Annotated in this window: 13 protein-coding genes; 5 read left to right on the plus strand and 8 right to left on the minus strand. The window is 67.3% G+C overall.

Annotated features, from left to right (window positions below; translation table 11 throughout):
• A complete protein-coding gene (locus tag GRI75_RS10880) occupies positions 1-2,199 on the minus strand; it encodes a PQQ-dependent dehydrogenase, methanol/ethanol family (RefSeq protein WP_160747012.1) in 2,199 nt (732 codons plus the stop codon).
• The gene (locus GRI75_RS10885) at positions 2,196-3,110 is read right to left on the minus strand and encodes an NmrA family NAD(P)-binding protein (RefSeq protein WP_160747013.1); all 915 of its coding nucleotides are present in this window, start codon (positions 3,108-3,110) and stop codon (positions 2,196-2,198) included. The genes GRI75_RS10880 and GRI75_RS10885 overlap by 4 nt, the downstream gene beginning before the upstream one ends.
• An 86-nt stretch (positions 3,111-3,196) precedes the next feature.
• Between GRI75_RS10885 and GRI75_RS10890 the strand changes: the two genes are divergently transcribed.
• Together GRI75_RS10890 and GRI75_RS10895 are read left to right on the plus strand one after the other, a co-directional pair.
• Positions 3,197-3,694, plus strand: a complete 498-nt coding sequence (locus tag GRI75_RS10890) for a nuclear transport factor 2 family protein (RefSeq protein WP_160747014.1) — start codon at positions 3,197-3,199, stop codon at positions 3,692-3,694.
• Positions 3,695-3,755: 61 nt separating this feature from the next.
• Positions 3,756-4,142 (plus strand): endonuclease domain-containing protein, encoded by a 387-nt coding sequence (locus tag GRI75_RS10895; RefSeq protein ID WP_160747015.1) that lies wholly within the window; start codon positions 3,756-3,758, stop codon positions 4,140-4,142.
• Positions 4,143-4,359: 217 nt separating this feature from the next.
• Here the strand turns inward: GRI75_RS10895 and GRI75_RS10900 are convergent, their stop codons facing one another.
• From GRI75_RS10900 to GRI75_RS10910, 3 genes are read right to left on the minus strand one after another with little or no spacing between them, the layout of a single operon-like run.
• Complete coding sequence (locus GRI75_RS10900; protein WP_160747016.1) at positions 4,360-4,896, minus strand: hypothetical protein; 537 nt, start codon at positions 4,894-4,896, stop codon at positions 4,360-4,362.
• Complete coding sequence (locus tag GRI75_RS10905; RefSeq protein WP_160747017.1) at positions 4,893-5,441, minus strand: c-type cytochrome; 549 nt, start codon at positions 5,439-5,441, stop codon at positions 4,893-4,895. The genes GRI75_RS10900 and GRI75_RS10905 overlap by 4 nt, the downstream gene beginning before the upstream one ends.
• Complete coding sequence (locus GRI75_RS10910; protein ID WP_160747018.1) at positions 5,438-6,994, minus strand: FAD-binding oxidoreductase; 1,557 nt, start codon at positions 6,992-6,994, stop codon at positions 5,438-5,440. Before GRI75_RS10910 ends, GRI75_RS10905 begins: the two co-directional genes overlap by 4 nt.
• A 132-nt stretch (positions 6,995-7,126) precedes the next feature.
• Between GRI75_RS10910 and GRI75_RS10915 the strand changes: the two genes are divergently transcribed.
• Together GRI75_RS10915 and GRI75_RS10920 are read left to right on the plus strand one after the other, a co-directional pair.
• Complete coding sequence (locus tag GRI75_RS10915; RefSeq protein WP_202389715.1) at positions 7,127-7,984, plus strand: hypothetical protein; 858 nt, start codon at positions 7,127-7,129, stop codon at positions 7,982-7,984.
• 145 nt (positions 7,985-8,129) lie between these two features.
• Entirely contained in the window at positions 8,130-9,335 is a 1,206-nt protein-coding gene (locus GRI75_RS10920; protein WP_160747019.1) for an MFS transporter, read from the plus strand.
• On the opposite strand, the gene GRI75_RS10925 is transcribed toward GRI75_RS10920, so the two are convergent.
• Both GRI75_RS10925 and GRI75_RS10930 read right to left on the minus strand, forming a co-directional pair.
• Entirely contained in the window at positions 9,325-9,756 is a 432-nt protein-coding gene (locus GRI75_RS10925; protein ID WP_160747020.1) for a nuclear transport factor 2 family protein, read from the minus strand. The genes GRI75_RS10920 and GRI75_RS10925 overlap by 11 nt on opposite strands.
• On the minus strand, positions 9,753-10,301 hold the full coding sequence (locus GRI75_RS10930) for a MarR family transcriptional regulator (RefSeq protein WP_235911474.1): 549 nt from the start codon (positions 10,299-10,301) through the stop codon (positions 9,753-9,755). The genes GRI75_RS10925 and GRI75_RS10930 overlap by 4 nt, the downstream gene beginning before the upstream one ends.
• A gap of 96 nt (positions 10,302-10,397) precedes the next feature.
• On the opposite strand from GRI75_RS10930, the gene GRI75_RS10935 reads away from it, so the two are divergent.
• A complete protein-coding gene (locus tag GRI75_RS10935; protein WP_160747021.1) occupies positions 10,398-11,888 on the plus strand; it encodes a carotenoid oxygenase family protein in 1,491 nt (496 codons plus the stop codon).
• A gap of 480 nt (positions 11,889-12,368) precedes the next feature.
• Here the strand turns inward: GRI75_RS10935 and GRI75_RS10940 are convergent, their stop codons facing one another.
• Entirely contained in the window at positions 12,369-12,890 is a 522-nt protein-coding gene (locus tag GRI75_RS10940; protein ID WP_160747022.1) for a DUF1097 domain-containing protein, read from the minus strand.
• Positions 12,891-13,178: the final 288 nt, after the last annotated feature.

Here is a 13,178-nt window from a genome sequence, read left to right on the forward strand (position 1 = left end):
CTAGTAATTGCTCAAGATGGTCAGGCTGCGGGAATCGAGCGGTTCGCCCCGCCGCTGCAGTTCCAGTTCGCGCGTCCGCAAGTCGCCCTGAAGGCTGATCAGGTAGGCGTGGATCGCCCGCACCTGTTCCGGACTCAGCCGGTCGTCCCAGCGCGGCATTCCGTTCGGCAGCAGCAGGCCTTCGAGCACGATCTGGTCGAATACCTCGTGGATGTTCGGCGCCATGCGGCGGAGATCGGGCAGGCCGGCGCGCGGCTGGTTGGAATGGCAGATCGAGCAGTTCTCGGTGAACAGCGCCTGCCCTTGCGCCAGCATCGCGGGCGTGACGCCTGCGAGTTGCGAGGGCGGGGGTGGCGCGGGCTCGATCGGCGGTAGTGGCTTGGGCATCGGCACTTCGCCGCCGCCCAGCTTGAACACCAGCAGGCGGTTGGCATTGCCGCGCTGATAGGCGGCCGAATAGCCCGGCACGAAGCCCCAGCCGCCGCCGCCGAAGCCGGTCTGCACGGCGACGTACTGCACGCCGTCGACGCGGTAGGTCATCGGCGCGGCCATGATCGAACTGCCGGTGTCGACCTTCCAGAGCTCTTCGCCGGTCTCCGCATCGCGGGCGACGAGCTCCCCGGCGAGGTTGCCGTGGAACACCAGGCCCGCGGCCGTGGCGAGCACCCCGTAGCGGTCCTGCCACCCGGCGCCGGGCACGGCCCACTTCGTCCTGCCGGTCATCGGGTCGATCGCGCGCAGTTCGTTACTGAACGGCTTGTCCTGGACCCACTGCCACTGCTCGGTCGCCTCCAGCGCCTCGCGCACCGGCGGCGGCAGGCCCGGAGCGGCTGCCTCCAGGTCCGAGGTGAAGATCAGCGCCGAGCCGGCGTTGAGCATCTTCTGCTGGCGCGTCGCGCCCTCAGGTGGCCCGGTCAGGAACATCAGGTTCCCCATGTCGAGCACGTGCGCGAAGTAAGTGTTGCGGCCGGGATCGTAGGCCGCCGGGTACCAGTTGCGGGCGCCCGGGGAGCCGGGGAAGACGATCTTCGCGCCGTCAGTGTAGTCGGATGCTTCGGGCGTCAGGTTCGGCTTGCCAGTCTCCAGGTTCCACCCGTCGGCCCAGCTCGTGCGGACGATTGCGTTCGCGGCCAGCGGCTTGCCGGTCTCCCGGTCGACCACGAAGAAGAAGCCGTTCTTCGGCGTGTGCAGCACCACCGGGCGGACATTTCCGCCGCCGGTGTCGACTTCGGCCAGGATCATCGGCTGGGTGGCCGTGAGGTCCCAGTTGTCTTGTGGCGTCTCCTGGAAATGCCACTTGAGCTCGCCGGTTTCACGGTCGAGCGCGACCAGCGAGTTGAGGTAGAGGTTGTCGCCCCCGCCCGGCGAGCGGATCGCCTGCGGATAAGGCCCGCCGTTGCCGACGCCGACGATCACCTGGTCGAACACCGGATCGTAAGTGATCGCGTCCCAGGCCGTCCCGCCCAGGCCGATGTCCCAGGCGCTGTCCTTGCTCCAGGTCTTCAGCGCGGCTTCCAGCGCCTTGCTTTCCTGCGGCCCTTCGGCCGGGTTGCGGGGCACCGTGTAGAAGCGCCACTCCTCGTCGCCGTCGCTCGTATCGTAGGCGGTGACATAGCCGCGGGTGTCGTATTCCGCACCAGCATTCCCGATGATCACCAGGTCCCCGGCGATCTCCGGCGCGCCGGTGATCGTGTAGCCGCGGCTCTTGTCGACGATCGTATCGACTTGCCACTCCACGGCCCCGGTCTTGCCGTCGAGCGCGTAGAGCACGCCGTCCAGCGCGGCGACGAACACCTTTCCGTCATGCACCGCCACGCCGCGGTTGGCCTGGTCGCAGCAGGCCCAGCGGTTCACTTGCATGTCCACTTCAGGGAGGAAGGTCCACAGCTCCTCCCCGGTCGCGGCGTTCAGCGCGTAGACCCGCCCGAGATTGCCGGAGGTGTACATCACCCCGTCGATCACCACCGGCGTGGCTTCCTGCACGCGCGAGGTGCCGAGGTCGTACTCCCAGGCAAGGCCGAGCTCGCCGACGTTCGCTGCCGAGATATCCGTCAGGCGCGAGAAATGGCTTTCCGCCCAATCGCCACCGGGATTGTTCCAGTCGTCGCCGGCGCCATAGACGCTGGTGTCGATGTCCGGCGCCGAGCTGCCCGAGCAGGCGGCCAGCGCGAGCGACGCCGCAAGAAAAAGCGCCCTCATATCGGCCAGGTGCTCCGGTACTGCTCCATGACCGACCGCAAAGTGCGCGGCTTGCGGCCGGTAATGCGCTCGACGTCGTCGGACTCGATGTCCATGAAGCCTTCGCGGATCGACTGGCCGAACGTGACCATGCCCTCGCTCGCCCACGGGATCGGCCCGTCCGGCACGACGTCGGACGCTTTGCGCGCCACGCCGAGCGAGTCGAAGTAGGCGTACATGCCTTCGTCGTCGACCATCTCGACTTCGATCGGCTTGCCCGCCATGTCGGAGACTAGCGCCATCGCATCGGGCAGGGTCCAGAGCTCCGGCCCGGTCACGTCGTAGGCCTTGTTCTCGTGCCCCTCCTGGGTCAGCACGCCGACCGCGATCGCCACGCAGTCGTCGCGGCTAACGATCGGCACGCGGCCTTCGCCGGCGTTCTCCGGCTTGTGGCCGGCCTGAAGCGCCGGGATCGCCATCGCCGTGGCCACGGCTTCGGCGTAGAGACAGTTGCGCAAGTGCGTCCAGGCCAGGCCGGACTGCTCGATCATCCGCTCGGTCGCGAGGTGGTCGAACTGCTCCACCGAAGGGTTGTTCGGCGCACCGCAGCCCAGGATCGACGTGTAGACGACGTGCTTCACGCCCTCCGCCGCGGCCGCCTCGACCGCATTGGTGTGCTGCTCGACCCGCGTGCCGACCCGCGTGGTCGAGATCAGCAGCATCCGCTCGCCGCCCGCCATCGCGGAGCGCAAGCTGGCAGGATCGTCGAAATCGGCGCGGCGCACATCCGCGCCCTGCTCGGCGAACTCGCTGAGGCTCTCCGGCGTGCGCGTCAGGAGGATCAGGTCCTCGGCCGCGACCTTCTCCAGCAGCAGCCTGGCTGCCGCAGTTCCGAACTGCCCGGACGCCCCGGTGACGATGATCTTGCCCAACGAATCTCTCCCGTGCGGACATCCCAAGCCCGCTTGGCGGCAATCATAACGAGTGTTACGGTTGAGGCAACTGGAGGAGGATAGCCGTGACCAAGATCGCCATCGAAGACCGCCTTGCCCTGCAGGACCTGATCGCCGCCTATAGCTGGGCGCTCGACACCGGCGATACCGACGCGCTGGTCGAATGCTTCACCGAAGACTGCGTCATGAGCGAAGAAGTCTTCGAAGATCCCGACATCTGGGAAGGGCACGAGGGCATCCGCGGACTGATGAACCACTACGCGGGCGCCCCCGGCTTCCCCGGCCGCCAGCACCACGTGACCCAGGTGCAGTACGTCCCGCAAGACGACGGCAGCGTGAAGATGCGCGGCTTCGCTTTCGTCACCGAATGCGAAGGCGAACCGCCCTACGTCCTGCGCTTCACCGGCTGGTACGACGACCACGCGGTCAAAGGCGCTGACGGCCAGTGGCGCTTTCGCCGCCGCACGGTGCGCCTGTGGGATGGCGAAGTGCTGCAGAACTTCCCCGGCCGCGGGCAGTGGGTCGCGAGGAAGCGGCCGGAGTCGCTGATCATTCGGAAGTAGATGGGTCCGAAACAGAGGCGATAGCGCTCGGAGCAGCGGTAGGTTCGGTTATCGTGATGCGATGCCGATCCACCGGATCAGTCCTCATGCTCGCGTCTTGCGCCGCAACCCCACTGAGGTGGAGAAGCGGCTCTGGCGGCACTCGCGCAATCGCGGGCTCGGCGGGTTCAAGTTCCGCTTTCAGGCGACCGTCGGGCCGTATGTCGCGGACTTCCTCTGCGCCGAGAAGCGGTTGATTGTGGAGCTTGATGGGGGGCAGCATGGCGGCGCATGCGATGTGGCGCGGACTGCGCGGCTGGAGCGGCTTGGGTATTGCGTGATCCGGTTCTGGAACTTCGAGGTGAATGAGAACCTCGATGGGGTGCTGGAGCGAATCCTGGCCGAATGCGAAGCGCGGCCTTCGCGGTTTCGCCCGCCGCCACCCCCGCCCTCATCCAAGCTTCGCTAGCTCGCTTCGCTCGCAAGCTGCGCTATCCTTCTCCCACCAGTGGGAGAAGGGGTCCGGGCAGCACACACTTCCTACTCGACACCCCTTCTTCTACCACCAGTGGGAGAAGGAGTTAAGGCTATCACTTGTCGGCACCACTTCTTCTCCCACTCGTGGGAGAAGGATACGGAGGCTTGGCAACTTGTTGCCTAGCCGAAGTTGGATGAGGGCTCCGGCGCTACCTCAGCGGCGCCAACACCCACCCGAGCACCAGCCCAGCATCGCTCCGCCCGGGAGCAACACTACCAAGCATCGCTCCGCCCGCCGCACCCGGCTTCACCGCAAACTCCGCCAACGCCTCGACCCATCCCTGCCCCGCAGCACTCGCCAACCGCCCAAGCGACTGCCAGCCGGGCGAGCACTCGTGCCCAGCACACTGCCCGACCCGACCATACACCGTCGCAGCAGACCGATATCTAGCCTCGCGCGCGACATCCTCGATCAGGATGAAGTCGGCGTGGCGGCTCACCCCGGCGATCAGAGCCGGCCGCTCCGCGAGCAGGCCTTTCGCGAAGCGCACACGATCGCCCTCGATTGCCCGCACCTCTCCACCGCGCTGCTCGCCCGCCGCAGCGAATCGCCGGCCCGCCTCCAACGCCGGATCGTGCAGCAAAACCGAGCGCTCCCCATGCCGCCAGCGCCAGTGGGCGAGCCCCGCGACCGTCGGCACTGCCAGCGCGCCGGCGAGCGCGCCGCGCCTTGTCACGCGGATCATCGCGCCGCCTCGTGCGGGCCGGCTGCGAGGTAATCGGCGATGGCCTGCAGCTCTGCGTCACTAACTTCGCCGCGCGGGATCGGCGGCATGTTGCCGATCCCCCGGCGGGCGGCGACAATCACATACTGCGCGGCGAGGTTGTCGCGCGCTTCGAGAAGCGCCGGCTGCACCCGCCGTGCAAGCAGGCCAGTGCCCATGCCGTTCGGGCCGTGGCAGCTCATGCAGTGCTCGACGTACAGCGCCTCTCCGCCACTCGCGCCGGAGCGGCTCGCCAGGGTGATCGGCTTGGGAGCGGGCGGCGGCCCACCGGCGGGCGGCGGGGCGGCGGCGTTGGCGTGGGGCGCCGAACCGGTGGGCTGCTCGCCCGCAGCCGTTTCCGCTCCGCCGTCCTGCGCGGAAGCCGCGCATCCGGCCAGAGCCAGTGCAGCCAGCACAGCCGTCGTCCCGGACCTGATCCGGGACCGCTGGCCCCGTGGTGCGTTCAGCAGGGTTCCGCCCGGAAGCCCGCGATCCCGGCGTTCGCCGGGATGACGATCGATGTTCATGCCCTGCCTCCGAGGCCCTTCGGCCAAATCCCGTTCTTGCCCGGCGCGAGGATGCCGTTCGGATCGAGCGCGTCCTTCACCTTGCTGTTGAGCTTGCCGAGCGCGCCGCCGTTCCAGTCGTAGCTGTCCGCCACCAGGTCCATGTAGTCGAGGTGCGTGCGGTACTCGCCGTAGCCTTGCGCCTTCGCGTCCGCGACGAGCTGGCGGAAGAACGGATCGACTTTGGCCATCATCGCCGGATCGTCCTTGTTGAACAGCATCGCGTTGACGTTGGTCAGGTGCCGCTCGCCGAAAGCGAAGCTGCCCTGGTAGTCCATGCCGTATTCCTTGTAGCGCGCATAAGTCCGCTGGAACTGGGCGAGTGCCGCGCTGCCGCTCTGCGGGATGATCGGGCTGAAGCCGATGTGCCCGCCGCGTCCGCCGTACCAGTTGGCGTTCTGCATCGGGAAAGTGATCGGCGTGCCGGTCCAGCCGGAATACTCCATCGGCTCGCCCTTGCGCCAGGTGGTCGGCTTGATGAGCATCGGGTTGATGTCATTCATCGCCTTCTCGAGCACTTTGTAGGCCGCCTTGTTGACGTCCTCGCGCCCGTAAAGCCGCAGCGAAACGCCCCACCAGCCGAGCCCGAAGCGCTTGCGGATGGCATCGATCACGTGATCTTCCAGCGCGCCGGGCTTGTCGGTCCACTCGTCGCGCGTGGTCGCCACGGCAGCGGCGCGCAGCCAGTTGCCGATGCTGGGGCTCTGCTGCAGCACCCGTTCACGCCGCAGCGGCCCGATGGTGTCGACCATTGCCTTGAGATCCTCGGGCCGGTCGAACTCGACGTCCATGCCCATCAGGCTCTCGGGCTCCGGCATCAGCCACATGCCCATCTTGGTCACGACGCCGAAGTTGGATTGCACGAACATCTGGTCCCACCCGGGGCCGAAGCCGAACGGATAGGCCTGCCACGTGGGCGCGTTCGAGAAAGCGCCCATGCCGGTGCGCACCACTTCGCCGGTCGGCAGCACGACCTCCAGGCCGCAGATGTTCTTGGTGTGCTCGCCGTAGGGCGTGTAGCCTACGCCGCGGTCGAGCGCGTTGCCGACGACCGAGCCCCACGAGTTGCCCGGGGTCGACAGCCAGTACGGCAGGTTGTTCGCCTGAATGTAGTCGTAGAGATCGTAGAACCCGACGCCGGGTTCGAGCAGCACGGTGCCGAACTCCTCGTCGAACTCGATCTTCTTCATGCCCGAAAGGTCCATGACCACGCTGCCCGACAGCAGCGGCGCGCTGCCGCCGTAGCCCAGGTTCTTGCCGCGGCTGATCGGCCACAGGGGCAGGCGGTACTGGTTAGCGACCTTCAGCGCCGCCTGCACTTCCTCCACTGTCGTCGGCGCGATCGCGCCCGCGGGAAGGTGGGCGCTGTCCTGGACGGCGAACTTATCCTGGTAAGTGACTCGGTCGAGATCCTCGAAGAACACTTTGCCGGCGCCGAGCGCGCTCTCGAACGCGCGCTGCGCCTGCGTCAGCTTCTGCAGCGTGAAGTCCGGTGGAAGTGGGGCGTCTGCCATGATGAAGTGCCTTCGTGTCCTTTCCCGCGCCGTGGCCGCTCCATCGCGACTTTAACGGTCGTTACTTTTCAGCTACCGCTTGCCGGAGTCAAGTCAGCCCTCGCATAAGAGGGGGACGAGGGGAGGATTGCATTGGCCACGCGCGATGAACTCTACGCTGCGCTCGACCGCTATCTGGACGCGCTCCTGGCGCACGATCCCGGGCCGCTCGACTGGACTTCGGATGCGCTGACGACCGAGAACAACGTCGCGCTCGAGCCCGGCGACGGGCTGTGGAACACGATCACGGCACGCGGCCCTTACGACTTGCGCTTCGCAGACGAGGTGACCGGCCAGGTCGCGCTGTTCACCACTGTCACGGAGACCCGCGACACCTCCGGCGCGTGCATACGGATCGGCCTGCGCGGCGACGCGATCGCCGAGGTCGAGACGATCGTCGTGCGCCAGGCGGACGAGGCGCTGGTCTTCCCGGACCCGAAGTTCGAGCGCAAGCCGGTAATGGAAACCCCGGTGCCGGAAAGCGAGCGCTGCTCGCGCGCCGAGATGATCGCGCTCGCCGACGGATATTTCTCCACGCTCGAGAAGAACGACGGCTCGATCCACACGACGTTTCACCCCACCTGCAACCGCATCGAAAACGGCGTGCAGACGACCAACAATCCCGACTTCTTCGTGCCGGTGGCCGGCCTGCCATGCGAAGAGCAGCTCCGCCTCGGCAACTACCGCTACGACGACCGCCTGCGTGCCCGCCGCTTCCCGCTGGTGGACGAGGAGCGCGGCATCGTGTTCGCCCACGGCTTCATCGACCACTGCGGCACACTCGGCGAATACGAGCTGACCGACGGCACTAGGGTGAGCAGTCCCATCCGCCGGCCGCACACGTTCTACCTCTCCGAAGCCTTCAAGATCCGCTCCGGCGCGATCGAGCAGATCGAGGCGAACTTCATCACCGTCCCCTACCACATGCCCTCTCCATGGGATGCGCGATGAGAACGAACCGCTTTCCCTGTTCCGTTCGCCCTGAGCTTATCGAAGGGCAGTCCTTGCTTTCGGCGCTGCGCCTGAAGAAAGAGCGGTCCTTCGACAAGCTCAGGACGAACGGGACTATGTGCGGTTCGGTTTGGGCGAGGACGGTATGACCGGCACCCACCGCTTTCTCCCCCTCGCCCTTCTCGCCGTCGTCATGCTGATCGATGGCTACGATCTCAACGCGATGGCCCTGGCGATTCCGTGGCTCGCGCCGGAGCTGGGGCTGGCGCCGACCGCGTTTGCCGTCGTGCAATCGGCCGATCTTCTCGGGCTCGGTATCGGGGCGCTGCTGGTCGCGCCATTGGGGGACCGGATCGGCCGCAAGCCGATCATCGTCGGCGGCTGCTTCGGCATCGCCGTAGCCACGCTAGCTACGGGGCTATCGAACGACACCACCGCATTCGCGATCTGGCGCCTGCTGACCGGGACGGCCCTGGGCGCCTGCCTCGCCAACGTCTCCGCGCTTTCGGCGGAGCTCGCGCCGGCGGGCCGGCGGTCGACCGTCATGGCGATCGTTTCGGCCGGGATCGCGATCGGCGCGATGCTGGCCGGGTTCACCGCGCCCGAAGTGGTCGGGCTGGGAAGCTGGCGGATGCTGTTCTTCCTGCCTGCCGCGCTGGCTTTCCTGCTGGGTCTGGCACTGATGGTGGTGCTGCAAGGCGGCCGGCCCGCTCACACGCGCGCACCCTCGGCCGCCAAAGTTCCACTGGTGGAGCTTCTCCGCCCGCCGCTGCTGTTCCCGCTCATGGTCTTCGCGATGACCTACATGATCAACGCGATCGCGCTCTACATGCTGGTGCGGTGGACTCCTGTGCTCCTGCCGCAGGCGGGGTTCAGCGTGGACCTGGCCGCGCGCATCCAGGGGCTGCTGCAGGGCGGCGGACTGGTCGTCGGGATCGGCCTCGCCTTCCTGCTCGACAGGTGGAAGGCCGGGCTGACTCTGGCGCTCGGCTATGCGGTCGTCGCGGCCAGCCTCCTGGCGATCTGGGCGACCCCCGCGCAGGCGCTGACCTGGGGGGTTCTCCTGCTGGTCGCCGGCGGAGGCATCACCGGCATCCACACCGCGCTGATGGCGCTGAGCCCCAAGCTGTTCCCCAGCCGCGTGCTCTCCACCGCCATCGGCGCCGCGGTGGCGATTTCACGGATCGGGGCAATCGCCGCGCCGGTCATGGGTGCGGCCCTGATCGACCGGGGCATCTCGCCGGCCGGCTATTTCCTGGCGCTGGCGATCCCGGTCGTGATCTGCGCGGGTCTGGTTCTGCTGGTGCCGCGAGCCATCCGGGCCGGCGGCGCGGAACCCGTCACGGCCTGAAGTCGAGCCCGCCCACCCGCTCGGCGAAGCGCCAACCTTCCGCCGTGCGCACGATGCGGTCGCGGAACGTGCCGATCAGCGGAGACTTCGGATCCATGGCCGGCAATTCGCCGGGCTGCGCCGGTTCACCCTGGTAGAGCACGATCACGCTGAAAGCCCGCGCGGAGTCCGGCCCTTCGACGTCCACCACGGTGTTGGCGATCACGTGCCGCTGCGCCCGCGCCGGGCGCGCCAGGAAGCTCTCGAGGATCGCCGCCCGCCCCTCCACGAACGCGTCCGGCTTGCTCGGCCGGGCGAAGCGCGCATCCTCGGTGTAGAGCGCAGCGACCGCCTGCCAGTCCTGCGCGTCGTTGAGATTGACGTAGAGCTTGATCAGCCGCTCGCAATCCGCCTCGATGGCGCGGCGTTCGTCTTCGGTCATGCGTCCTGGTCCTCTGCCGGCTTGGTGCTCTCGATGAACAGCGAGCGGCCTTGTTCGTCCTGGGCTTCGAGCCGGGCGATCAGCTTGCCCAGCAGCTCGTCGAGCTTGGCGATATCGGCTTCGGGCAGGCCGTCAACCAGGTAGTCGGCCACGAGCTGCGTCTGCGGGCGCATGACCTCGTAGAGCCGTGCGCCCTCCTCGGTCAGGCGCAGGACCTTGCGGCGGCGGTTGCTCGGGTCGGTCTCCACCTTGATGCGCCCGTTGCGCTCGAGCGTGGCGACCGCGCGGCTCACGCTCATCGCGTTGACGCCGGTGTGCTCGGCCAGTTCGTGGCTGGCGCTGGCTCCGGTGCGGCCGATCGCCATCAGCAGGCGGAACTCGTTGAGGCTGATGTTGTAGCGGTGCGACAAATGCGTCGAGAACGGCGCCATCAGCCGGTTGGTCAGCTTGAGCAGGCGGTGCAACGTGCCGACCCGGCCGGCCGGTTCGCTGATCCCCGGCTTCCGTTCCGCGACAGCATCGCGGTTCTCTTCCTTGCTGGCCAAACCCCGCTCCCCGGTTGCGTTCGCTCAAGCCGAACCTTGTCACCAATGTAACAGGTGTTACGGTTCGGCGCTAAAGAATCAAGGGAGACCGGGGCCATGGGTGCCTTTCCGCAGACGATCCACTTCATCGGCAGCAACACCCCGCGGCGACTGGAGATTTCCGTCCGCAATCTCGACGTCGAGGGCCAGATCCCGCGCGAGATCGAAGGGGCGTTCTTCCGCGCAGTGCCGGACAGCGCCCATACCCCGATGTTCGAGGACGACATCGCCCTTAACGCCGACGGAATGGTGGCGCGGTTCAACTTCGAGAACGGCGCGGTCGATTACGACATCAGGTACGTCGAGACCGAGCGCTACAAGGCCGAGAAGAAGGCCCGCCGCGCGCTGTTCGGCCGCTACCGCAATCCTTTCACCGACGACCCGAGCGTCCAGGGTGTCGACCGCACCGTCGCCAACACCACGCCCGTGTGGCACGGCGGCCGCTTGTTCATGACCAAGGAAGATGGCCGCGGCTACGAGATCAACCCGCACACGCTCGAAACGGCGGGCAAGTGGGACTATTACGGCGCGCTCCGCTCGGAGACGTTCACCGCCCACCCGCGCATCGATCCGGAGACGGGCGAGATGTTCTTCTTCGGCTACGAGGCCGGCGGCCTGTGCAGCCTCGATGTCGCCTACGGCATCGCCGACAAGGACGGCAACCTCACCAGCGAGCAGTGGTTCGAGCAGCCCTATTGCGCGACGATCCACGACTTCGTGATCACCGGGAAGTACGCCATCTTCCCGATCTTCCCCACGCTCGCCGACCTCGAGCGGCTCAAGGCCGGCGGCCCGCACTGGGCCCACCATCAGGACCTCGAAAGCTGGATCGGGATCATGCCGCGCTACGGCAAAGTCTCGGAAATGAAGTGGATCAAGGGTCCGCCGGGCGTCTCCTCTTTCCACCAAGTCAACGCCTACGACGACGGCGACCTCGTCCACATCGACTTGTGCCTGACCGAAACCAATGCGTTCGGCTTCATGCGCGAAGCCGGCGGGATCGACAAACCCCAGCAGGAAATCCAGGGCGCGCTGACCCGCTGGACGATCGACATGTCCCAAGCCGACCCGCAGATCCACGAGCGGCCGCTCGGCCCTCCGGGAGACCTGCCGCGGCTGGCGGACGCCGACCAGGGGCGGCCCTACAGCCATGCCTGGTACCTCAGCATGAACCCGCAAGGCGGACCGCCGATGCCCGGCGGCCCGGTCGGCGCCAACTTCAACGCGCTGCTGCGGATCGAAGTCGGCAACGGCCGCCTCGAACTGATGGGCGTGCCCCCCGGCGCGGCGATCAGCGAGCCGGCCCACGTGCCCTCGAGCGAGCCCGGCCATGACGGCTGGCTGCTGAGCGTGATCGACATCCCGAACCACCCCGACCCCTCACAGCAAGTGCCGGGCGACTACACGTCCGAGCTGTGGATCATCAATGCGGGCGAGGTGGCGAAAGGCCCCGTCGCCAAAGTCCGGACCGGCCTGCCCCTGCGCAGCCAGGTCCACGGCACCTGGGTCAGCCGCGAAAAGCTGAACGCCAGCAAGCTGCAGGCGTAAGGCCTGATCCAAATCCTCCCGCCCCCTCCTCTTCAGAGGAGGGGCAGCGAGACTTGGTGAGCCGCAGGCGAACCTAGTCGCAGCGGGGTGGTGGAGGCGTCTCGCGGGGCTTGTTTTATGCGCTCGCAGAGGCGCAGAGGCGCGGAGGGAAAGTTGTGAACCTCTCCCCCAACGTCATTCCCGCGAAAGCGGGAACCCAGGGTCCATGGGCCCCCGCTTTCGCGGGGGTGACGAGCTGTGAGACTTGCCGGCTTGAGATGATGAGCGTCTCGACATTCCTCTCTGCGCCTCTGCGCCTCTGCGAGCGCGAAATCCTCCGCGTCTCCGCGTGAACACTAAGGCGGAGTCGCACTGCGCCTCCACCACCCCCAACCCCCTCCTCTTTTCCCGCGCTTACTCAACGGCAACCTTCCGAAGGCCCAGACGCAGAAAAGGCCCCGCCGGATGAGCCGGCGGGGCCCTTCTCGTTTGCAGCGAGGATCAGACCGCGGTGGCTTCGGCCGACGGTGCGTTCTTCTTGGTCAGCGCGTTGGCGAGCATTTCGGAAACGTAGCCAAATGCGGCGCCGATAATCACCGAGCAGACGACCGGCAGGAGGGCTTCCTGCGGGGTCCGCTCCTGCAGCAGGATCGGGCCGGCGATCGAGGCGAAGCCGTAGACGCTCGCCGGGATCGTCGAAAGCAGGCCGACGGCCGAGGACAGGCAGATCAGCGCCGCGCCGAGGCCGACCGCGATCGGAGCGGCCATCGTGCCGAGCCCGGCGAACGCCCCGCCGGCGAGGATCACCGCGACCATGCCGACCAGCGCGCCCCAGGTCATGCAGGCCACCGTCGTGGTGCTGCCCTTGACGCCGCCACCGGAGTGGAAGTGGCAGCCCCAGGCGATGAACGAGATCCAGACGAGCCCCGCCAGGCTGGTTGCGGCAAGCGGGCCAACATAAAGCCAGGTGTCGATGACGGCGAGCACGCCGACGGACAAGGCAAGTGCGAAAAGTGCAGGCATATTGAACTCCCCCGAGCGACATTTTTGTCGTTGTCGTTGTGTTTGTCTGGTCGCGGCTCTCCCCGGACCGGGGCCGAGACTATCGCTCCCGAGCGCCCGCGTCCAGCCGCAGCCGCTCGCCGGTTTGGGTTTGTCCGGGTGCCTCCGGTTCTGTCACCCTGAACTCGTTTCAGGGCCCATTTCTTCGCCTGCGCGGAGCCCGCGGTTGAAGCGGCCCGACCGCACGCCAGCGCCAACCGGCGCGCTCCGAGCTTGCGGCCCGATGGATGCTGAAACGAGTTCAGCATG

This window comes from Croceibacterium soli, assembly GCF_009828065.1.
Classification (GTDB): Bacteria; Pseudomonadota; Alphaproteobacteria; order Sphingomonadales; family Sphingomonadaceae; genus Croceibacterium_B; species Croceibacterium_B soli.